Genomic DNA, 21,299 nt, shown 5'->3' on the forward strand with positions numbered 1-21,299 from the left:
AGGGCGCACAATCGCGGGATGGATACGCCCACCCACAACCTGCGCATTTCACTGGTCCAGGGCGAGACGCTCTGGCACGACCCGGCCGGCAACCGCGAGTACTACGGTGACCTGATCGCGCCGCTGCACGACACCACCGACCTGATCCTGCTGCCGGAAACCTTCACCAGCGGGTTCTCCAACGACGCCATCGACCAGGCTGAAACCATGGACGGCCCGACCATCGCCTGGCTGCGTGAGCAGGCCGCGAGGCTGGGTGCGGCGATCACTGCCAGCGTGCAGGTCCGCGACGGCGGCGATGGCCGCGTGTTCAACCGCCTGGTGTTCGTCACCCCCGACGGCGCGCTGCCGCACTACGACAAGCGCCACCTGTTCCGCTACGCCCGTGAACACGAACGCTACGCGCCGGGCCGGGACCGCCTGACGGTGGAATGGAAGGGTTGGCGGATCTGCCCGATGGTCTGCTACGACCTGCGCTTCCCGGTGTTTTCGCGCAACCGATTCGATGTCGAGCGCCCGGGCGGTCTGGACTACGACCTGCTGCTGTTCGTCGCCAACTGGCCGTCGGCGCGCGCGTACGCATGGAAGACGCTGCTGCGCGCCCGGGCCATCGAGAACCTGTGCTTCGTCGCCGGCCTCAACCGGGTCGGCACCGACGGCAACGGCATCCACTATTCGGGCGACAGCGCCGTGATCGATTTCCTCGGTCATCCCACCAGCGAATGCACGGATGGCGAGGTCGTGGTGACGACGACGCTGCTGGCGTCCGAGCTGGCCGCGCACCGCGAGCGCTTCCCGGCAATGCTGGATGGCGACCGGTTCGAGCTTCGCTGATGGGTGGCGAAACGAGCTCCGACGTTGCAGTCGCTTCGAATGTTTTGCCTGCGGTAGAGCGCGTGGCCGGGGTCCGGCGGGATCGATTCCTGGTCGCGGGCGCCGCATGCAGCGCGGTAGCCGCGCTGCTGCACTTGGCGTGTATTGCCGCCGGTGCGCCGTTGTACCGGTTGCTCGGCGCAGGCGAGGGCATCGCCCGCATGGCCGAGGCCGGGCACTGGCATCCGACCGCGATGGCGCTGGCGATCGCCGCAGTACTGTCTATCTTCTGCCTGTACGCGCTGTCCGGTGCGGGCGTCATCCGGCGGCTGCCACTGTTGCGCACGGTGCTGTGCGGCATCACCGCCGTCTACCTGGTTCGCGGCCTCGGCTTCGTCGCATTGATGCCCTATTTCCCGGGCAACAGCCTGGCGTTCTGGCTGGTGACGTCCACGATCTGCGTAGCCATCGGAGGGCTGCACCTGGTCGGGTTGTGGCGGCAGTGGTTGCATCTGGCCACGTAAGTATCCCGGCGGGAGATCCGCTGACGTACGTTGCTCCACATAAGAACAAGGGCGCCGAAGCGCCCTTGTTTCAATGTGATCTGACGATCAGCCGCGCGGACCGCCGCGGCCACCGCTACCGGGTCGACCGCCACCACGCGGACCGCCCGGACGCGGACCGCCGGGGCGGGGACCGCCGGGCTTGCCGCCCGGCTTTCCACCCGGCTTTCCACCCGGCTTGCCGCCAGGACGCCCACCGGGCTTGGCCGTGCGCGGACGATCCCCGTAGGGGTTGAAGCCACCCGGATTGGCGTGGTCGGACGGGAAGCTCGGCGCGTTGCCGGGATGCCCGTAGGGCTTGGCCGAGCGCTGCGGCTTGCCGGCGCCACCGCCACCCGGGCCACGGCGCTCGCCGCTGAATCCGCCGTAGGGGTTGGGGCCTGCACCGCCGCCACCGGCGCGCGGCTTCTTGCCGTAGGGCTTCTTCGGGCCGCGACCGTCGGCATTGCGATGGCCGGACGGGCCGGTGTCGACACCCTCGGGCACGTACCAGGTGCGGAAAGCGGCCGGGTTGCCGTCGGGCAGGGCGCGCGGGTTCTTGTCCTTGCGCTGCTTGAACGGCTTCTGCGACTGCTTGGCCGCCGCTTCACCGCTGACCGTCAGGCCGCCGTGCTTGCGCGGGGCGCCACGACCACGGCCACGGTCCTCGCGGACGTTGTCGAAGCGACGCAGTTCGCGGCCTTCGTCGGCGGTGTTGTGGCCGCCCACGTAACCCTGCGGGCGCTGCTCGCCGCTCAGGTTGATGGTGGACTTGGCTGCCTTGCGCTGGCCGATGACCGGCTGGAGCGTCAGCGCGGACGGGGTGCCGTCCTCAAGGCCCAGTTCCTTGCGGAGCGCCTCGACCTTGTCGAGCGCCAGCTCCTGCGACTGGCCGCGCAGCAGTTCGCGCGGCAGCGAGACCTTGCCGTAACGGATGCGCTTCAGCCGGCTGACCTGGCAGCCCTGCGACTCCCACAGGCGGCGCACTTCGCGGTTGCGGCCTTCCTTGACGACGACGCGGAACCAGTCGTGCGAGTCGGTACCGCCGATCCGCTCGATCTCGTCGAACTTCGCCGGGCCGTCTTCCAGCGCGACGCCGCGCTGCAGCCGGTCGGGGATGTTGTCCGGCACGCGGTCCTGGCCTTCGGGCGCGCGCACGCGGCAGACGTACTCGCGCTCGACCTCGAAGGACGGGTGCATCAGCGCGTTGGCCAGCTCGCCGTCGGTGGTGAGCAGCAGCAGGCCCGTGGTGTTGATGTCGAGGCGGCCGATCGCGATCCAGCGCGCGCCCTTCAGCGCGGGCAGCGCCTCGAAGATCGTCGGGCGGCCCTCGGGGTCGTCGCGCGTGGTCACTTCGCCTTCGGGCTTGTTGTACATCAGCACGCGCGAGGGCTCGCTGAGCGCGCTGGCGACGAACTGGCGCCCGTCCAGCTCGATGCGGTCGCCGCCCTTGACGCTCTGGCCGGTCTGCGCGACCTCGCCGTTGACCTTGACCAGGCCGTCGGCGATGCGCTGCTCGAGCGCGCGGCGCGAACCCAGCCCGGCCTGCGCCAAGACCTTGTGGAGGCGTTCCTCGAGCCGCGGTGCGGCGTCGGAGGCGGTATCGGAGCCGCGCTTGAGCGACAGCGTGCGGCGGTTTTCTTCAGTCATTTCTCTGGTGCTCCGGCGAGGCCAGGGCGGCCTCGTCCATTTCGGTTTCGGTGGTGCCGACGGCGCGGCTTTCGTCGCGTGCGTCGTGGTGGGTGCCGTCATCGCCCGGGGCGACGTCGGTCGATTCGGTGTTGTCGTTGGCCGCGGTGTCGGCCTGAGCCGTGGCGGCATCCTCGTCCTGCGCATCCGCTGCGGGCGCATCCGATGCAGCCGATTCCGGTGCGGCATCGGCGGGCGCCTCGGCGTCATCGCCGGACGCAGCCTCGCGGGAGGCCTCATCCGCATCGGCACCGTCGTCACTGGCGCCATCAGCCCCGGCGGCGGATGTCGCCACGCCACCGGCATCGATCACCTTGGGCGCGGGCTCGCCGTCGAACTGGAACTGCGGCTCCAGCTCGCCGATTTCCTTGAGCTCCGACAGCGGCGGCAGCTCGTCCAGGCGCTTGAGGCCGAAATAGTCCAGGAAGGCCTTGGTCGTGCCGAACAGCGCCGGCTTGCCCGGCACATCGCGGTGCCCGACGACGCGGATCCACTCGCGTTCTTCCAGCGCCTTGATGATGTTGCTGCTGACCGCCACGCCGCGGACCTGTTCGATCTCGCCGCGCGTGATCGGCTGGCGGTAGGCGATCAACGCCAGCGTCTCGAGCGTGGCGCGGGTGTAGCGGGTCTGGCGCTCGGTCCACAGGCGCGCCACCCAGGGGTGCACGTCCGGCTTGACCTGGTAGCGGAAGCCCGACGCCAGTTCGACCAGTTCGACGCCGCGTTCGGCGCAGGCCTCCTGCAGGGATTCCAGCGCCTGTTCGACCGAGCCGGAGGGGGCCGGCGCGTCCTCGGGAAACAGGCCGTGCAGTTGCGCCAGCGTCAGCGGCTGGCTGGCAGCCAGCAACGAGGCTTCGACAATTCGGGTGATGAGGGATTGGTCCATTGTTCCTGGATGCTGTTGCGTTGTCTTTGCTTGCTGTTCCCGCGAAGGCGAGAGTCGAGTGCCTTGCGCGCGTGATGTCGATGCGGGGCTGCGGCTTCTGCAGCCTGAAAGCGGAAGTCACTGGGTTCCCGCCTTCGCGGGAATGACGGCGCGGGAGAAACGAGTACTCCTGCGGTCGCAGTGATGCCGTGCCAGTACCTCGACTTCAGACCCCGTCGTCGTTCGCCGCCTCGTCGAACTCGCTGCTCAGCTCGATCTGCGCTGTGTCCTCGCCAACGGCGAGTGACTTCACGTAGATCGGTGCCAGCGGCGCGTCCTGCACGATCTCCACCAGCTGCTCCTTGGCCAGCGTCAGCAGGCCCAGGAACGTCACCACCACCCCCAACTTGCCTTCCTCGGCGGTGAACAGCGATTCGAAGCGGTGGAATGCGCCGTCGTGCAGGCGCTCCAGCAACTCACCCATGCGCTGGCGCACGCTGAGGGCGTCGCGCTTGATGGCGTGCTGCGTGTAAAGCTCGGCGCGCTTGAACACCTCGTGCAGCGCCAGCAGCATTTCGCGCAGTTCCACCGGCGGGGGCAGGCGGACCTCCGCGCGGTCCGGTACGAACGCCGCCGCCGGTGCCGTGTCGCGGTCCTGGCGGGGCAGGGTGTCGAGGTCCTCGGCCGCCTTCTTGAAGCGCTCGTATTCCTGCAGCCGTCGCACCAGTTCCGCGCGCGGGTCGTCTTCCTCGCCCTCTTCGGTCGGCTGCCGCGGCAGCAGCATCCGAGATTTGATCTCGGCCAGCATCGCGGCCATGACCAGGTATTCGGCGGCCAGCTCGAAGCGCATCTCGTGCATGGCCTGGATGTAGTTGACGTACTGCCGGGTGATGTCGGCGACGGGGATGTCCAGGATGTCCAGGTTCTGCCGGCGGATCAGGTACAGCAGCAGGTCCAGCGGGCCTTCGAACGCGTCGAGGATGACTTCGAGCGCGTCCGGCGGGATGTACAGGTCCTGCGGGATCTGCAACAGCGGCTGCCCGTGCACCATCGCCAGCGGCATTTCCTGCTGCTGCGGCCGGGTCTGCACCGGATGGTGGTCGCCGGCGGACGGATTGTCCCCAGCCTCGTCAGGGCCGGTCGCGGCGGGCGCGCCAGGGTTGGGCGCACTAGGGTCGATCATGCGAGTCGATCATGCGTGGCCGGCCCCCTCCGGGCCGTAGTCACTGCGTAGGCGGATGCCTGCGGGCCCATCGGTCGGACGGGCCCACGGATGCCGGCGACCGTGGTCGGCCGGCTCGGTGCAACGGACAGCAAAGGTCGGTGCGTGGCGTCCGGAACGGCCTGGAATGCGCGGCGCGTCTGGCGCGTCGGGCGGGAACCGGGAGGTTGCGGGCGCGGGCCGGTGGATCTGCAGGGGCCGACCACGTGTCAGGTGGCGGTGGACCGGTAGGCGGTGTGGGGGACCTGCCTGCGACGGGCCTGGCTGCATCCGGCGTCGTGCAATTGCGCGCTAGGGTACGGGCTCGCCCCAGCGCTGTCCAGCCCGCCGCCGCCATGCCTGGCGCGGCGTTCATCGCATTGCGGCGCGTAGAATCCCCGGCTTCGCCCGAACCGGGCAGGACGCATCCGGGGAGTCGACAGCATGTGGTACGCGATCGAGGGTTTCGACGGCAGCAACGGCCTGGCCGGACGCGCCACCGCGCGGACCGCGCACCTGGCGCGCCTTGTCGAGCTGCGCGATGCCGGCCGCTTGCTGCTCGCCGGCCCATGCCCGGCGATCGACGCCGAGGACCCGGGCCCGGCCGGCTTCAGCGGCAGCCTGGTGGTCGCGCAGTTCGACTCGCTGCAGGACGCGCGGGCCTGGGCCGATGCCGACCCCTACGTCGATGCGGGCGTGTACGAACGCGTCGAGGTGCGCCCGTTCAAGCCGGTGCTGCCATGAGCGACGTGCCGGCCGGCCCGCTTCCACGCGAGCAGCGCGTCGCTGCCATCCGCGACGCCATCGAGTCCGCACTGCAGCCGCAGTCGCTGGACGTACAGGACGAGAGCCACCTGCACGCCGGCCACGCCGGCGCCCGCGACGGCCGGGGCCACTTCCGGGTCACGGTGGTGAGCACGGTGTTCGAAGGACTCGCGTCGCTGGCGCGGCATCGCGCGGTGTATGCCGCGGTGGGCCGCCTGATGGAGACGGACATCCACGCACTGTCGATCGATGCACGCACGCCGGGGGAATCCGCGGATGCGGGTTGAAGTGCCCGCAATGGCGCATCGCAGCAATCGCGCGGTGGCGTGAAACGCAGCAACAATGGGCCTTCGAAGGCCTCGGCAGCCGCACATTGCAGCGGCTTTACAGGGTTGTTTGAAAACGATTACATTCGGCCCGGCACGCGAACCGCGGAGGGGCGGTCGACTACGTGGGCAACGTAACCATCAAGGATGTCGCCAAGGCGGCACAGGTCTCCGTGGCGACCGTCTCGCGGGCCCTCAATGGCCACGGCAATGTCGCCGCCGGCGTGCGTGAGCGCGTCCAGGCCGCCGCCGAAGCTTTGCGCTACACGCCGCACGCCGCCGCGCGCAGCCTGAGCAGCCGCCGCACCCACACCCTGGGTGTGGTGCTGCCCGACCTCTACGGCGAATTCTTCTCCGAGCTGGTGCGCGGCATCGACCAGGCCGCCCGCGAACGCAAGCTGCACCTGCTGGTGTCCAGCTACCACGGCCATCCCGAAGAGCAGGGCGCTGCGATGCGCGCGATGCGCGGGCGGGTCGACGGCGTGCTTCTGATGTCGCCGTCGCTGACCGCGACCCCGGCCTGCCGCGAGGAACTGGCCGGCACGCCCGCCGTGGCCATCAACACCCGGGCCGCAGGCGACGGCGTGGCCGCGCTGTGCGTGGACAACCACGGTGGCGCGATGGCGATGGTCGAGCACCTGGCCGCGTGCGGGCACCGGCGGATCGCGTTCATTGCCGGGCCCGACGACAACTTCGATGCGCACGAGCGCCTGCGCGGCTACCGCGACGCCTTGGCGCGCCATGTGCCGGATGCGGAGCCCTGGGTGCTGCCGGGCGACTTCAGCGAAGCCGGCGGCCACCGCGCCGGCCAGCAGTTGCTGGCATCGCGCGAGCGTCCGGACGCGGTGTTCGCCGCCAACGACATGATGGCGCTGGGCTGCCTCTTCGCGTTCTCGCACGGCGGCGTGTCGGTGCCGGGCGACATCGCGCTGGCCGGATTCGACGACATCCCGTTGGCGCGTTACGTGCACCCGTCGCTGACCACCATCCGCGTGAACATCGCCGAGATCGGCGAGCGCGCGGTGCTCAAGCTGCTGTCGCAGATGGCCGAGGGAGACGGCGACGCGTCAACCCAAGCAGGCGCCCAGCTCATGGACGTGAAGCTTGTGGTGCGCGAGTCGAGTGCCGCGCGTCCGCGCACCGACAGCTCCTGATCGCCGCCTTTTTTTAGCCGCGCCTGTAACCGATTTCACCGCCGTCGTCCGTCCCGTTGGATCAACACGAAGGGCTCCGCCATGAAGCGCATCGCCACGACCCCGACGCAGTTTCCGCTCCTTGCACGACGTCCCGTCCCCACGCTGCTCGCCTGCGCGCTGGCGGGTTGCCTTGCCGTCATGGCACCGGCCGCGATGGCGCAGAGCACCGCGGCCACCATCCGCGGCCAGGTCACCGTGGACGCCGCGCCGGCCAGCGATGCCCGCGTGACCGCAACCAACGTCGCCACCGGGCTGAGCCGCAGCGTGCAGGCCTCGGCCAGTGGTGCGTACTCGCTGGTCGGCCTGCCGCCCGGGACGTACCGGGTGGATGTCACCGCGAACGGGGCCACGACGTCGCAAACGGTCACGGTGCAGGTGGGACAGACCGCCACGCTCGACCTGGCAGCGGGCGGGGTGGCCGAAACCGGGCCGGTGGATGACGCCACCGACGTTGGCACGGTAACGGTGACCGCGCCGGTGCTGGTCGAAGCGCGGACGTCCGAGGTCGCCTCCTACGTCTCGCAGAAGCAGATCGAAGCCTTGCCGCAGGGCTCGCGCAACTTCCTGGCGTTCGCCGACACGGTGCCGGGCATCGTTTTCGAGGAGCGCTCGGACGGCTCCACCAACATCCGCTCCGGTGCGCAACAGTCCAACAGCGTCAACGTGTTCCTGGATGGCGTCGGGCAGAAGAACTACGTCACGCGCGGTGGCATCACCGGGCAGGACACCAGCCGGGGCAACCCGTTCCCGCAGCTGGGCATCGGCGAGTACAAGGTCATCACGTCCAACTACAAGGCCGAGTACGACCAGATCAGCAGCGCCGCGGTCAGTGCCGTCACCCGTTCGGGCACCAATGAGTTCGAGGGCAACTTCTTCTGGGACTACACCTCCGACCAGTGGCGCGAACCCACGGTCATCGAGGAAAAGTCGGGCAGCAAGGCGCAGTCGAAGGAGGAGCAGTACGGCGTGGCGCTGGGCGGCCCGATCATGCGTGACCGGCTGTTCTTCTTCGCTACCTACGAGGCCAAGGAGTTCAACTCGCCGCGCGAGATCACGCCAGGCCGCAACGTCACCATCGACGAGCTGCCTGCCGAGTTCCAGCCGCTGGCGCGGGCCACCGACAGCGCGCCGTTCAAGTCGGACCTCTTCTTCGGAAAGCTCACCTTCACGCCCGACGACCGCAACCTGCTGGAACTCAGCTACAAGGGCCGCGAGGAGGACGAGCTGACCAACGTCGGCGGACAGAACACCGCGTCCTACGGCACGCTCAAGACCGTCGAGGACACCCGCGTCGACCTGCGCTGGCAGTACAGCGCCGACCGCTGGCTCAACGACATGCACCTCACCTACGAGGATTCGTTCTTCAGCCCGCGTCCGCAGAACTTCGAGCCCGGCTACAACCTGCGGTTGCCGGCCATCGGGCAGGAGGACAACGACAACCCGACGATGGAGAACGTACTCAACCTCGGCGGCAGCCCCGACTTCCAGAACAAGGGCCAGGAGGGCATGTCGTGGCAGAACGACTTCACCTTCTTCGGCTTCGAGGGTCATACCGTCAAGGCCGGCTTCAAGTTCAAGGCGGTCGAGCTGACCGCGTTCGAGCAGCAGCCCTTCAACGCGCAGTACCGGTTTGACGGTAACCGGAGCCTCACGGTGCCCTACGAGGTCGAGTTCGCCGGTGCCACCGGCCTGGCGCCGCCCAGCGTGGTGTCCAAGAACAAGCAGTACGGGTTCTATGTGCAGGACGACTGGGAGGTCAACGAGAAGCTGACGCTCAACCTGGGTCTGCGCTGGGACTACGAGGAAGTGCCGTCGTACGACGATTTCGTGACGCCCGAGTCGCTGGTCGGCTTCCTGCAGGCCTATCCGAACATCCAGGACACCGACTACGACATCAACGACTACATCAGCACCGGCGATAACCGCGAGTCGTTCAAGGATGCATGGCAGCCGCGGCTGGGCTTCTCCTACGACCTATTCGCCGACCAGCGCCACGTGATCTTTGGCGGCGCGGGCCGTGCCTACGACCGCAACCTGTTCGACTTCCTTTCGTTCGAGCGCTACCGGCTCGCGTTCAAGCGCGACACGTTCCAGTTCAACACGCCTGGCCACCCGTGCGACACCGCGGCCAACCCGCGCTGCCTGGAGTGGGATCCGATCTACCTGGACCAGTCCAACCTCGATGCGCTGGTCGCCGGCCAGCCCTACGGCACCGAGGTGTTCCTGCTCAACAACGAGCTCAAGACACCGTATTCCGACCAGTTCTCGCTGGGCATCCGCAATGCCTGGGACCTGGCCGGCCACGAGTGGGTCTCGTCGGTCACGCTGGCGCACATCCTCAGCCATGACGGCATCTACTTCCACATCGGCAACCGCCAGGCCGACGGCAGTTTCTTCCCGCCGGGTCGGTCGTTTGGCGATGGTTTCGGCACGATCATCAACAACCCGCTGACGCCGGAGCGCGCGCCGCAGCAGTTCTTCCTGGCCGACAACGGCGTGGAGACGCGCACGAACCAGGTGCTTGTGTCGATGGACAAGCCCTACACCGAGGAGTCGGGATGGGGCGTGACCATGGCCTACACCTACAGCAAGGCCAAGGAGAACCTGCCGAACTCGGACATCTTCACGTTCGACTACCGCGACACCGACGACGCGCCGTTCGTGGAGGCCAATGGCCTCTCGCAGCACCGCTTCGTCGGCACCGGCATCGTCGACTTCTGGGGCATGACGCTGTCATCCAAGCTGACGCTGGCCAGTCATACCTACCGGTCCACGGTGAACTGCTTCGACGCGCCGGACTTCAACAACTGCTTCTTTGATCCCTACCAGCCCGATGGCGACTCGATCGGCTTCAAGCAATTCGACCTCGCATTGCAGAAGGAGTGGGACACCGGCTCGGACCTGAAGCTGCGTGTGCGCGGCGACGTCTTCAACGTCTTCAACTGGCGCAACTACACCGACTTCGACGGCTGGCGTGGCGGGCCGGGGGATGCCAATCCCAACTTCGTGCAGCGCAATGGCGACGGCATCGTGTTGCCGACTCGCGAGTTCAAGCTGACGTTCGGCTTGGCTTGGTGACCTGAGGGCGTTGCCGGCCGGCGTCGGCAATCCCCGGTGGCACGCGTGACGCTTTCGCACGATCTGGCACAACGAGGTGGTTCGACTAAATGAGGCTGTTCCGATTCCGCGCAACGATCCGTCCATGCGTCGTGCTGGGGCTGCTGTTGGGCCTGGCCGCCTGCAAACCCTCCGAGCCGCCCCAGACGTCCATCGAACAGCGGCAGGAACAGCAGCGCCAGGCCGAGGCGGCGCGGCAGGTCGCCGAGCCCGCGCCTGCGGAGCCCACGAAGCCGGAACTTCCACCGCTGTTCGATGACATCGAGCGCCGTACGTTCCAGTTCTTCTGGGACACCACCAACGAGCGCAACGGGCTGACGCCGGACCGGTTCCCTTCGCGGCCGTTCTCCAGCATCGCCTCGGTCGGTTTCGCGCTCACCGCGTACCCGATCGGGATCGAGAACGGGTGGGTGAGCCGCACGCAGGCCATCGACCGCACGCTGACCACGCTGAAGTTCCTGCGCGACGTCCCGAGCGGCCCTGAAGCGACCGGCAAGGGTGCGCACCACGGATTTTTCTACCACTTCCTGCACATGGAGTCCGGCGAGCGCTACGACAGCTGGGTGGAACTGTCGAGCGTGGACACGGCGCTGCTGATGATGGGCGTGCTGTTCTCCCAGTCGTATTACGACGGCGACGACCCGCGCGAAGTCGAGATCCGCGAGCTGGCCGACGCGCTGTACCGCGACGTGGAGTGGACCTGGCTTCAGGAGCGCGCGCCGCTCGTGTCGATGGGCTGGTTCCCCGAGAGCGGTGTGATCGAGCACGACTGGCGCGGCTACAACGAGGCGATGCTGCTGTACGTGCTGGCGCTGGGCTCGCCCACGCATGCGGTCGAGCCGGAAGCGTGGACGGTATGGACGCGCACCTACAACGACAACTGGGGCGTGTTCCAGGGGGAGGAATACCTCGCCTTCGGACCGCTGTTCGGCCACCAGTACAGCCATGTCTGGATCGACTTCCGCGGCATCCACGACGCGTACATGCGCGAGCGCGGCATCGACTACTTCGAGAACAGCCGGCGCGCCGCCTACGCGCACCGGGCGTATGCCATCGACAACCCGATGGAGTGGGAGGGCTACGGCGAGGACGTCTGGGGCCTGACCGCGAGCGACGGCCCGCAGCAGACGCGGCAGGAGTACGAGGGCGAGGAGCGCGAGTTCCGGCACTATTCGGCGCGTGGCGTCGGTCTGACCGACAGCTTCGACGACGGCACCATCGCGCCGACCGCGGCCGTCGCGTCACTGCCGTTCGCGCCGGAAATCGTCATTCCCGCCACCGTCGAGATGCATGAGCGCTACGGCGACTACCTGTATTCCAGCTACGGCTTCCTGGACGCGTTCAACCCGAGCTTCGAATACGACATTCCGCTCAAGACCGGGCGCATCGTGCCGGACCGTGGCTGGGTCGCCAGCGACTACATCGGCATCGACCAGGGCCCGATCCTGGCGATGATCGCCAACTACCGCGATGGCTTCGTATGGGAGGTCATGAAGCGCAACCCGTACATCCGCGAAGGCTTGGAGCGCGCGGGCTTCACGGGTGGCTGGCTGGATGGCGAAGGCGACGATGCGGCGCCCGACGCGGACGTTGACACGCCGCCCGGGAGCGCCGCGCCTCAAGCGGCGGACGATGTGGGTGCGCAGCAAGCGCCCGGCGATGGCATGTCGCCGGCCGCGGCGCGGTCCCTGGGCGAGGCCGAGTCGCGAGCCTCACAGGCCCAGTCGCAAACCCCGCGCGACGCCCGCGAAACCGGGCGGCCGCCCCGATAAGGGGCAGGGAACCGATGCATCCACGCTCGACCATCGCACGTTGGGCCGCGCGCGTGGCACTGCTGCTGGGCGTGCTGGCGGGCTGCAGCGCACCGGACGACGGCCGGACAGTGGTGCGGTTCTGGCCGATGGGGTTCGAAGGCCAGATGGTGGCGCAGCTGATCCCGCAGTTCGAGCGCGAACACCCCGGCATCCGAATCGAACTGCAGCAGTTGCCGATCACAGCCGCGCACGAAAAGCTGCTGACCGCATTCGCCGGTGATGCGCTGCCGGACGTGGCGGCCATTGGCAACACCTGGGTGCCGGAGTTCGCGGCGATCGGCGCGCTGGCGCCGCTCGAAGGCCGGCTCGCCGCTGGCGGCATCGCGCCGTCGGACTACTTCGAGGGTGGCTGGGACACCGGCGTGATCGACGGCCAGGTGCGCGCCGTGCCGTGGTACGTGGAAACGCGGCTTCCGTTCTACCGGCGCGACATCCTGGCCGAAGCGGGCATTGATGCGCCGCCGCGCGACTGGGCGCAGTGGCGCGAGGCGATGGCGGCGGTGAAGCGCCATGTCGGGCCGGAGCGCTACGCCATCCTGCTGCCGCTCAACGAGTTCGAACCGCTGCTCAACCTGGCCATGCAGCAGCCCGATCCACTGCTGCGCGACGGCGGCCGCTATGGGAACTTCCGTAGCGACGGGTTCCGACGCACGCTGGAGTTCTACAAGGAGATCTTCGACCAGGGCTGGGCGCCGCGCGTGGCAAACACGCAGATCTCCAATGTCTGGGACGAATTCGGTCGCGGCTATTTCAGCTTCTACATCAGCGGGCCGTGGAACATCGCCGAGTTCGGGCGGCGGCTCCCGGCCGACCTGTCGGATGCGTGGGCAACGATGCCGCTGCCGGGTCCCGATGGACCCGGCGCGTCGGTGGCGGGCGGTGCGAGCTTCGTGCTGTTTTCCGGTTCGGACCACAAGGACGCGGCGTGGGCTTGGGTGGCCTACCTGTCGCGCCCCGACGTGCAGGCCCGGTTCCACGGCATGACCGGCAACCTGCCGCCGCGTCGCAGTGCGTGGAATGCGCCCGCGCTGCGCGACGACGTGCATGCGCGCGCATTCCGCGAGCAGCTCGAGCGCGCCCGCGCCACGCCCAAGGTGCCCGAGTGGGAGCGCATCGCCACCGAACTGCGGCTGGTGGGCGAGGAATTGGTCAACGGTCGGCTGAACGTGGAGGAGGCGGCGGTGGAACTCGACCGCCGCACCGATGCCATCCTCGAGAAGCGGCGCTGGATGCTGGACCGAGCGGCGCAGGGGCAGGGAGCAGCGCCATGAAGCCATCCACCGCCGGCTGGCTGTTCGCCGCACCCGCGCTGGCGGTCATCGCGATGTTTTTCGCGCTGCCGGTACTGGCGGCGCTCGCGCTCAGCCTGACCGACTTCGACATCTATGCCCTGGCCGACGGCGGCAACCTGCGCTTCGTCGGCTTGGGAAACTACCTCGGCCTGATGCAGAACCCGCTGTTCTGGCAAGCGCTGGGCAACACCTTCTACTTCGTCCTGGTCGGCGTGCCTCTATCGATCGCGCTGTCGCTGGGTGCGGCGTTGCTGCTGCATTCCAGGCTCGGCGTGTTCAAGCCGTTCTTCCGCACCGCGTACTTCGCGCCGGTGGTCACCACGGTGGTGGCGGTGGCGGTGGTCTGGCGCTACCTGTTCCACACCCGCTACGGGCTGGTGAACTGGGCGCTGGCGGGCATCGGCATCGAGCCGGTGGACTGGCTGGGCGATCCGGACTGGGCGATGCCGACCATCATCCTGTTCGCCGTGTGGAAGAACTTCGGCTACAACATGATCATCTTCCTGGCCGGCCTGCAGGCGATTCCGGAAGACCTCTACGAAGCGGCACGCATCGACGGCGCCTCGCGCTGGCGGCAGTTCCTCCACGTCACCCTGCCGATGCTCGGGCCGGTGATGCTGATGGTCGCCATCCTGACGCTGTCGGGCTATTTCCAGCTGTTCGCCGAACCCTACGTCATGACCCAGGGCGGGCCGCTGCAGAGCACGGTCAGCGTGCTGTACCTGATGTACGAGGAAGGCTTCAAGTGGTGGAACCTGGGCAACGCGTCGGCGGTGGCGTTCACCCTGTTCGTGATCATGGCGACGATCACCTTCGGCCTGTTGTGGATCGCCCGGCGCAAGGGGGCGGAGTGATGGACGCGCGCATGGCCCGTGCCATCGTCAATGGCCTGCTGCTCGCACTGGCCGTGATCAGCCTGGCGCCGCTGCTGTGGATGCTGTCGGTGTCGTTCATGCAGCCCGGCGAGGCCAGCGGCTTTCCGCCACCGCTGCTGCCGTCGGACGCGACCTGGCACAACTACCACCAGCTGTTCGCGCAGGCCGGCATGGGGCGTTACCTGCTCAACAGTCTGATCATCGCCACGGCGACCACGGCAATCGCGCTGCTGCTCAACACGGCGGCCGGCTATGCCTTCGCCAAGCTGCACTTTGCCGGGCGCGAGGCGGTGTTCCGGACGCTGCTGGCGGCACTGGTGATTCCGGCGCAGGTCACGATGATGCCGCTGTTCCTGATGCTCAAGGAGCTGGGCCTGGTGAACACCTACGCCGGCGCCGTGGTTCCCGGCATGGCGGCGGTGTTCGGCATCTTCCTGGTACGGCAGTACGCGCGTTCGATCCCGGACGAACTGCTGGAGGCCGCGCGCATCGACGGCGCGGGCGAGGCACGGATCTTCTTCCAGATCGTGCTGCCGGCGCTGCGGCCGATCCTGGTGACGCTGGCGATCTTCACCTTCATGGCGTCGTGGAACGACTTCATGTGGCCGCTGATCATGCTCAGCGACCAAGGCCTGCACACGCTGCCGGTCGCGCTGGCGACGCTGTCGCGCGAACACGTGCAGGACAACGAACTGATGATGGCCGGCTCGGTAGTCACCGTACTGCCGGTGCTGCTGCTGTTCCTGGTGCTGCAGCGCTACTACATGCAGGGGCTGCTGCTGGGCAGCGTCAAGGGTTGAAGGCGATGAAGAATGCGGCGTGGTGGTCGATCCTGCTGGTTCCGGGTCTCGCCTGGGCACAACCAGAGCCGCGGGTGCTGGATCGCTTCGACGACGCGTCACCGTGGCGCGTGGTCACCTCCGACCAGGTCAGCGGAACCATCCGGAAGGTGCAGGGCGACAAGGGCGGTGCCCTTTGCCTGGACTACGACTTCAACGGTGTTTCGGGCTATGCCGGCATCCAGCGCGACCTGCCGCTCGAGTACCCGACGGGCGACGGGTTCGACTACCGGTTCGACTACCGTCTGCGGGGTGCTTCGCCGGCCAACGACCTGCAGTTCAAGCTGGTCGACGCCAGCGGCGACAACGTCTGGTGGGTCAACCGCACGCGCGTGGATTTTCCCGCCGACTGGACGCCGGTGACCCACCGCAAGCGCCACATCAGCCGCGCCTGGGGTCCGGCCGAGGACCCGACCCTGCGGCGCAGCGCCAAGCTCGAGTTCACCGTCTACAACAGTGCCGGCGGTGCGGGTTCGGTGTGTTTCGACACGCTGACCTTCAGCCAGCGGGCGTTGCCTGATACACCGCCGCCGCGCCCGGTGGCGAGCGCCAGTGCGTCGCAACCGGCCGCCGCCGCACTCGCGGTCGACGGTGACGTGGCGACTGCGTGGCAGGCGGCAGCGGGTGGGCCCGTGACGTTTGAACTCGACCTGGGCCGGCTGCGCGAGTTCGGCGGGCTGCGCCTGGACTGGCTTGCAGGGCAGGGCGCGACGGGCTATCGGATCGAGTTGTCGGACGATGGCCGGGCATGGCGCCCGGTGCGCGAGATCACCGCCGGCAATGGCGGCCGCGATCTCATCGCGCTGCCCGAGTCGGAAGCGCGCCACGTGCGGCTGGTGCTGGAGGCGGGCGAGGGCGACACGTTTGGCCTGACGGAGGTGTCGATTGAACCGCTGGACTTTGCCGCGACGCCCAACGACTTCATCCGTTCGGTCGCCGCCGGCGCACCGCGCGGCCACTACCCACGCGGTTTCACCGGCGAGCAGCCGTACTGGACGGTGGTCGGCGTCGACGGTGGCACCGAGCAGGGCCTGGTGGGCGAGGACGGCGCGGTCGAGGTGGCACGCGGTGGATTCAGCGTCGAGCCGTTCGTGCTGGTCGATGGCGACCTGGTTACGTGGGCCGACGTCGAGACCCGGCAGACACTGCAGGACGGGTACCTGCCAATCCCGACTGTGCATTGGGCGCACCCGGGCTTCGCGCTGGACGTGACCGCATTCGCGCAGGGCAAGTCGGAGTCGTCGCGCCTGGTGACGCGCTACAGCCTCAAGAACACCGGCGATGTTGCCCGCGATTTCGAGCTGGTGCTGATGCTGCGTCCGCTGCAGGTCAACCCGCCGACGCAGTTCCTCAGCACGGTAGGCGGCGTCAGCCCGATCCATGCGCTGGAAGTCGGCACGCTGGAAGCGAAGGTGGCGGGCGAGCCGCGGGTCCGCATGGCCACGCCGGCCGACGCCGCGTTCGCCAGCGCGTTCGACAGCGGTCTGCCATTGGACCGCTTGGACGCGCCCGACAGCGCCCTCGACAGCCGGGTGGACGACACCACCGGCCTCGCCTCCGGTGCATGGCGCTACCGCGTGCGGCTGGCACCTGGCGAGACGCGCGAGTTCGCCTGGCAAGCTCCGCTCACCGGCGTTCTCGACGAGGCGCCGCTGGATGCGGAGGCGGCGCAGGCAGCGGTGGCGGAGGACTGGCATGGCCGGCTCGATCGCGTTCGCATCGACGTGCCCAGGGACGGCCGCAAGCTCGTCGACACCCTGCGCACGGCTTTGGCGCACATGCTGATCAGTCGCGAGGGCCCGCGCCTGCAGCCGGGCACGCGCTCGTACTCGCGCGCGTGGATCCGCGACGGCGCGATGATCGCGGAAGGCCTGTTGCGGATGGGGCGGGAGGACGTCGCCGAGGACTTCCTGCGCTGGTACGCGCCCTACCAGTTCGACAACGGCAAGGTGCCGTGCTGCGTAGACGACCGCGGCAGCGACCCGGTGCCAGAGAACGACAGCCACGGCGAGCTGGTCTACACCGTCGCCGAAATCTACCGCTACACGCGCGACCGCGAGCTGCTGGAGGACATGTGGCCCCATGTCGCCGGCGCCGTGGCGTACATGGACGAACTGCGGCTGAGCGAACGGACCGACGCGAACCGCGCCGTCAACCCGGCCTTTTACGGAATGATGCCGGCGTCGATCAGCCACGAGGGGTATTCGGCCAAGCCGATGCACTCCTATTGGGACAACTTCTGGACGCTGCGCGGGTACAAGGATGCGGTTCTGGTGGCCCAGTGGCTGGGTCGGGACGAAGATGCGGAGCGGTTTGCGGCGTCGCGCGACCAGTTCCGCAGCGACCTGATGGCCTCGCTGCGGGCGGCGACGGCGCAGCACGGCATCGACTACCTGCCCGGCGCGGCGGAGCTGGGTGATTTCGATCCCACCTCCACGACCATCGCGCTGGCTCCCGGTGGCGAGCAGGCGTGGCTGCCGCAGGACCTGCTCGACAACACGTTCCAGCGCTACTGGCGGGAGTTCGTGGCGCGCCGCGAGGGCACGCGCGAGTGGAAGGACTACACGCCGTACGAGCTGCGCAACGTCGGTGCGTTCGTGCGCCTCGGCTGGCGCGACCGCGCCCACGAGGCGCTGGACTTCTTCTTCGGCGACCAGCAGCCGCGAGGCTGGAACCAGTGGGCGGAGGTCGTGTCACGCACGCCGCGCAAGCCCTTCTTCGTCGGCGACCTGCCGCATGCGTGGGTCGAGTCGGATTACGTGCGTTCGGCACTGGAGATGTTCGCGTACGTGCGTGATGGCGAGGACGGTGCCGATGACGACGCGCTGGTCCTGGCCGCGGGCGTACCCCGGGACTGGCTGGCGGGCGAGGGCATCGCGGTGGCGGGCCTGCGCACGGCGTACGGCGAGCTCGACTACCGGCTGCGGCGTGATGCCGACGGTTCGCTGCGGCTGTCGATCGGTGGGGGGTTGCGGGTACCGGATGGCGGCGTGGTGGTGCAGCCGCCGGGAGAGTGGGCTGGCGAGGTGGACGTCGCGAGCGGCGAGGCGGCCTGGGTTGATGGCGAGCTGCGGATCGAACGGCTGCCGGCGGAGGTCAGGGTTCGCTGAGGTTCCCTGTCGCGATCCAGCCCTCCTCTGAAAGAACCAGGCCGGCGAAGTTGCTGCGCGAAGGGCCTGCGGGTTATCACGCCTATCAAGAGCACCCCTCCCCAACCCTCCCCTGCAAGCAGGGGAGGGGGCTATCGCTTCCGCGGCGTCTCAGTACGGCAGCGGTTCGTCCAGCGACGCGCCGTGGCTGGCGATCACCTTCGAGTACCAGCGGGCACTGTCCTTGGGCGTGCGTTCCTGGGTGCCGTAGTTGACGTGCACCATGCCGAAGCGCTTGGAGTAGCCCAGCGACCACTCCAGGTTGTCCAGCAGCGACCACAGCATGTAGCCGCGGATGTCGCAGCCGGCCTGGATGGCGTCGTGCACGGCGCCGATGTGCTTTTGCAGGTAGTCCATGCGGAGCGGGTCGCGAACTCGCCCGCCCTCGGCCACCGGCGGGTCGAAGAACGCCGCCCCGTTCTCGGTGATGTACATGGGGATGTCGCCGTAGCGCTCCTTCACCCACACCAGCAGGTCGGTCAGGCCCTTCGGGTACACCTCCCAGCCGGTCTCGGTGTAGGTGCCCAGCGGCTGTCGCACCGCGCCGGCCTTCAGCGGGTAGCTGTCGTTGGCCTGGGTGACGCTGCGGGTGTAGTAGTTGATGCCGATGAAGTCGAGCTGCTGGCGGATCAGCTCGAGATCGGCCGCCGCCCAGTCCGGCCACGCATCGCCGAAGATCTCCTTGAGTTCCGGCGGATAGCGGCCGAGCAGGGCGGGGTCGAGGTATTGCTCGTTCATGTAGGCGTGCGCGCGCTTCGTCGCGGCCGTGTCCTCGGCCGAGTCGCTGGCCGGGTACTTGGGCTCGATGTTCACCACCAGCCCGATTTCGTGCTTGCCGATGTCGCGGTAGGCCTTTACTGCAGCGCCGTGGGCGCGCATCAGGTTGTGGCTGGCGATCGGCGTCTCGTACTTGCTGCGGTGGCCCGGTGCCAGCGCGCCGTGCAGGTAGCCGCCGTCGGTGATCACCCACGGCTCGTTGAGCGTGACCCACTTCTTCACCCGGCCGTCGAGGGCGCGGTACATCGTCGAGCCGTATTCGGCGAACCAGTCCGCGCTGTCCCGGTTGAGCCAACCGCCGCGATCCTCGAGCGCTGCCGGCAGGTCCCAGTGATAGAGGGTCAGCAGCGGCTCGATGCCGTTTTCCAGCAACTCGTCGACCAGCCGCGAATAGAAGTCGACGCCGGCCTGGTTGACGCGCCCCGTGCCCTCGGGGTGGATGCGCGACCACGACACGCTGAAGCGGTAGGCCTGCAGGCCGAGCTCGCGCATCAGCTTCACGTCGTCCTTCCAGCGGCGGTAGTGGTCGCAGGCGACATCGCCGGTGTCGCCATTGAGCGTCATGCCCGGGGTGTGCGCGAAGCGGGTCCAGATGCTGGGCCCCGCGCCGTCGGCCATCGGCGAGCCTTCGATCTGGTGCGCGGCCGTGGCGGCCCCCCAGAGGAATCCGTCGGGAAAGGTGCGCTGGCTCATTCGAAGGGGCCTCCTGCGGGGCGGTGGGCCGCGTGGCGGATGCGGCATGTAAACGGTTACATTGCAGGATAGCGGAGCCTGTCGGCAATTGCATCGCGCCCCTCGACCGTCCGTATGATCGGGCGGTGGCGCGGCCGCCGGGCCGCCCGCCACGCCCCACCCGGAGAGTGCATGGCCAAGGTCATCCTGGAGCGCTTGCGCAAGGTCTATCCCAACGACGTGGTGGGCGTGGACGACGCCACCTTCGAGGTCGCCGACGGCGAGCTGCTGGTGCTGGTGGGGCCGTCGGGCTGCGGAAAGTCCACGCTGCTGCGAATGATCGCCGGCCTTGAGTCGATCACCTCGGGCACGCTGCGCATCGGCGACCGGGTGGTCAACGACGTGCCGCCGAAGGACCGGGACATCGCGATGGTGTTCCAGAGCTACGCGCTGTACCCGCACATGACCGTGGCCGAGAACCTGGGCTTCGCGCTGAAGTTGCGTGGCCACGACAAGGCGGCCGTCGCCGCCCGCGTGCGTGAGGCGGCGGCGGTGCTCGAACTGGACGCGCTGCTGGCCCGCAAGCCGGCGGCGCTGTCGGGCGGCCAGCGCCAGCGCGTGGCGCTGGGTAGGGCGCTGGTGCGGCACCCGCAGGTGTTCCTGCTGGACGAGCCGCTGTCCAACCTCGATGCCAAGCTGCGCGGCGGCATGCGTGTGGAGATCGCGCGGCTGCACCGCCAGCTGGGCGCAACGATGGTCTATGTCACCCACGACCAGATCGAGGCGATGACGCTCGGCCAGCGCATCGTGGTGCTGCGCGACGGCCGCATCCAGCAGATCGACACGCCGATGGCGCTGTACGAACGCCCGGCCAACCTGTTCGTCGCCACGTTCCTGGGCAGCCCCGGCATGAACGTGCTGCGCGGTCGCCTGGAGCAGGCGGACGGCTTGCGTCTGGTGACGGGCGGCGACAGCGTCCCGGTAGACCTGACCTCCGCCGGCTTGGACGTGGATGCGGCGTGGCTGGGGCGCGACGTCGCGCTGGGCATCCGGCCCGAGCACCTGCAGCCGAAACCGGACGGGCAGGGTGCCGCACTGGCGCCCACGGTTGAAGTGGTCGAGCCGGTGGGCAACGAGGTTTTCGTGAACCTTCGCCACGGGGATGCCGGCCTGGTGGCCCGCTGCCCACCGCAGGTGCTGCCGACCCCGGGCGAGACGCTGCCGCTTGGGCTGCCGCCGGGGTGCGTGCATGTCTTCGAGGCCGATGGCGAGGGGCGGCGGCTGTCTGCGTGACCGACACCCCGCGCGGGTCGTCCATGGCCGTTCCACTGCGGCCTGTAGCCGCGCCGGAGCCCCGCTATACTCGC

General features: G+C 68.6%; 16 protein-coding genes. 12 read left to right on the top strand and 4 right to left on the bottom strand.

Annotated features, from left to right (window positions below):
* The first annotated feature begins 18 nt into the window (after window positions 1-18).
* On the top strand, window positions 19-834 hold the full coding sequence (locus K6753_RS05310) for an amidohydrolase (protein WP_223675142.1): 816 nt from the start codon (window positions 19-21) through the stop codon (window positions 832-834).
* A 62-nt stretch (window positions 835-896) separates the two neighbouring features.
* Window positions 897-1,337, top strand: coding sequence for a hypothetical protein (locus tag K6753_RS05315; protein WP_223675143.1), 441 nt, complete (start codon window positions 897-899; stop codon window positions 1,335-1,337).
* 87 nt (window positions 1,338-1,424) lie between these two features.
* Here K6753_RS05315 and K6753_RS05320 read toward each other — a convergent pair whose 3' ends face one another.
* From K6753_RS05320 to K6753_RS05330, 3 genes are all read right to left on the bottom strand, one after another.
* The gene (locus K6753_RS05320) at window positions 1,425-3,005 is read right to left on the bottom strand and encodes a pseudouridine synthase (protein ID WP_223675144.1); all 1,581 of its coding nucleotides are present in this window, start codon (window positions 3,003-3,005) and stop codon (window positions 1,425-1,427) included.
* On the bottom strand, window positions 2,998-3,930 hold the full coding sequence (gene scpB / locus K6753_RS05325; protein ID WP_223675145.1) for an SMC-Scp complex subunit ScpB: 933 nt from the start codon (window positions 3,928-3,930) through the stop codon (window positions 2,998-3,000). Before scpB ends, K6753_RS05320 begins: the two co-directional genes overlap by 8 nt.
* A gap of 205 nt (window positions 3,931-4,135) precedes the next feature.
* Window positions 4,136-5,092, bottom strand: coding sequence for a segregation and condensation protein A (locus K6753_RS05330; RefSeq protein WP_223675146.1), 957 nt, complete (start codon window positions 5,090-5,092; stop codon window positions 4,136-4,138).
* 462 nt (window positions 5,093-5,554) lie between these two features.
* Between K6753_RS05330 and K6753_RS05335 the strand changes: the two genes are divergently transcribed.
* The 9 genes from K6753_RS05335 (at window position 5,555) to K6753_RS05375 (ending at window position 18,444) form a co-directional block, all read left to right on the top strand.
* Window positions 5,555-5,854 carry a YciI family protein gene (locus tag K6753_RS05335; protein WP_223675147.1) on the top strand — a complete coding sequence of 100 codons (300 nt, stop codon included), beginning with the start codon at window positions 5,555-5,557 and terminating at the stop codon, window positions 5,852-5,854.
* Complete coding sequence (locus tag K6753_RS05340; protein WP_223675149.1) at window positions 5,851-6,162, top strand: BolA family protein; 312 nt, start codon at window positions 5,851-5,853, stop codon at window positions 6,160-6,162. Before K6753_RS05335 ends, K6753_RS05340 begins: the two co-directional genes overlap by 4 nt.
* Window positions 6,163-6,326: 164 nt before the next feature.
* The gene (locus tag K6753_RS05345; protein WP_223675150.1) at window positions 6,327-7,355 is read left to right on the top strand and encodes a LacI family DNA-binding transcriptional regulator; all 1,029 of its coding nucleotides are present in this window, start codon (window positions 6,327-6,329) and stop codon (window positions 7,353-7,355) included.
* A gap of 81 nt (window positions 7,356-7,436) precedes the next feature.
* Window positions 7,437-10,475 carry a TonB-dependent receptor gene (locus K6753_RS05350; protein ID WP_223675151.1) on the top strand — a complete coding sequence of 1,013 codons (3,039 nt, stop codon included), beginning with the start codon at window positions 7,437-7,439 and terminating at the stop codon, window positions 10,473-10,475.
* A gap of 89 nt (window positions 10,476-10,564) precedes the next feature.
* Window positions 10,565-12,286: a glucoamylase family protein gene (locus tag K6753_RS05355; RefSeq protein ID WP_223675152.1), complete on the top strand. Its 1,722-nt coding sequence runs from the start codon at window positions 10,565-10,567 to the stop codon at window positions 12,284-12,286.
* A gap of 14 nt (window positions 12,287-12,300) precedes the next feature.
* Entirely contained in the window at window positions 12,301-13,599 is a 1,299-nt protein-coding gene (locus tag K6753_RS05360) for a sugar ABC transporter substrate-binding protein (protein WP_223675153.1), read from the top strand.
* Window positions 13,596-14,474 carry a carbohydrate ABC transporter permease gene (locus K6753_RS05365; protein ID WP_223675154.1) on the top strand — a complete coding sequence of 293 codons (879 nt, stop codon included), beginning with the start codon at window positions 13,596-13,598 and terminating at the stop codon, window positions 14,472-14,474. The genes K6753_RS05360 and K6753_RS05365 overlap by 4 nt, the downstream gene beginning before the upstream one ends.
* On the top strand, window positions 14,474-15,295 hold the full coding sequence (locus K6753_RS05370) for a carbohydrate ABC transporter permease (RefSeq protein WP_223675155.1): 822 nt from the start codon (window positions 14,474-14,476) through the stop codon (window positions 15,293-15,295). Before K6753_RS05365 ends, K6753_RS05370 begins: the two co-directional genes overlap by 1 nt.
* Before the next feature lie 29 nt (window positions 15,296-15,324).
* The gene (locus K6753_RS05375) at window positions 15,325-18,444 is read left to right on the top strand and encodes a discoidin domain-containing protein (RefSeq protein ID WP_425492081.1); all 3,120 of its coding nucleotides are present in this window, start codon (window positions 15,325-15,327) and stop codon (window positions 18,442-18,444) included.
* Between the two features lie 150 nt (window positions 18,445-18,594).
* Here K6753_RS05375 and K6753_RS05380 read toward each other — a convergent pair whose 3' ends face one another.
* Entirely contained in the window at window positions 18,595-19,953 is a 1,359-nt protein-coding gene (locus K6753_RS05380) for a GH1 family beta-glucosidase (protein WP_223675157.1), read from the bottom strand.
* A gap of 171 nt (window positions 19,954-20,124) precedes the next feature.
* Between K6753_RS05380 and K6753_RS05385 the strand changes: the two genes are divergently transcribed.
* Window positions 20,125-21,225 carry an ABC transporter ATP-binding protein gene (locus K6753_RS05385; protein WP_223675158.1) on the top strand — a complete coding sequence of 367 codons (1,101 nt, stop codon included), beginning with the start codon at window positions 20,125-20,127 and terminating at the stop codon, window positions 21,223-21,225.
* Window positions 21,226-21,299: the final 74 nt, after the last annotated feature.

It is taken from the genome of Novilysobacter selenitireducens, from assembly GCF_020026895.1.
Lineage (GTDB): Bacteria > Pseudomonadota > Gammaproteobacteria > Xanthomonadales > Xanthomonadaceae > Lysobacter_C > Lysobacter_C selenitireducens.

Excerpts from the sequence above, each read along its gene's own strand:
- K6753_RS05335 (WP_223675147.1), top strand. The coding sequence starts at position 5,555 with ATGTGGTACGCGATCGAGGGTTTCGACGGCAGCAACGGCCTGGCCGGA.
- K6753_RS05355 (WP_223675152.1), top strand. The coding sequence starts at position 10,565 with ATGAGGCTGTTCCGATTCCGCGCAACGATCCGTCCATGCGTCGTGCTG.
- K6753_RS05350 (WP_223675151.1), top strand. The coding sequence starts at position 7,437 with ATGAAGCGCATCGCCACGACCCCGACGCAGTTTCCGCTCCTTGCACGA.
- K6753_RS05310 (WP_223675142.1), top strand. The coding sequence starts at position 19 with ATGGATACGCCCACCCACAACCTGCGCATTTCACTGGTCCAGGGCGAG.
- K6753_RS05330 (WP_223675146.1), bottom strand. The coding sequence starts at position 5,092 with ATGATCGACCCTAGTGCGCCCAACCCTGGCGCGCCCGCCGCGACCGGC.
- K6753_RS05365 (WP_223675154.1), top strand. The coding sequence starts at position 13,596 with ATGAAGCCATCCACCGCCGGCTGGCTGTTCGCCGCACCCGCGCTGGCG.
- K6753_RS05340 (WP_223675149.1), top strand. The coding sequence starts at position 5,851 with ATGAGCGACGTGCCGGCCGGCCCGCTTCCACGCGAGCAGCGCGTCGCT.
- K6753_RS05360 (WP_223675153.1), top strand. The coding sequence starts at position 12,301 with ATGCATCCACGCTCGACCATCGCACGTTGGGCCGCGCGCGTGGCACTG.
- scpB (WP_223675145.1), bottom strand. The coding sequence starts at position 3,930 with ATGGACCAATCCCTCATCACCCGAATTGTCGAAGCCTCGTTGCTGGCT.
- K6753_RS05380 (WP_223675157.1), bottom strand. The coding sequence starts at position 19,953 with ATGAGCCAGCGCACCTTTCCCGACGGATTCCTCTGGGGGGCCGCCACG.
- K6753_RS05320 (WP_223675144.1), bottom strand. The coding sequence starts at position 3,005 with ATGACTGAAGAAAACCGCCGCACGCTGTCGCTCAAGCGCGGCTCCGAT.
- K6753_RS05385 (WP_223675158.1), top strand. The coding sequence starts at position 20,125 with ATGGCCAAGGTCATCCTGGAGCGCTTGCGCAAGGTCTATCCCAACGAC.
- K6753_RS05370 (WP_223675155.1), top strand. The coding sequence starts at position 14,474 with ATGGACGCGCGCATGGCCCGTGCCATCGTCAATGGCCTGCTGCTCGCA.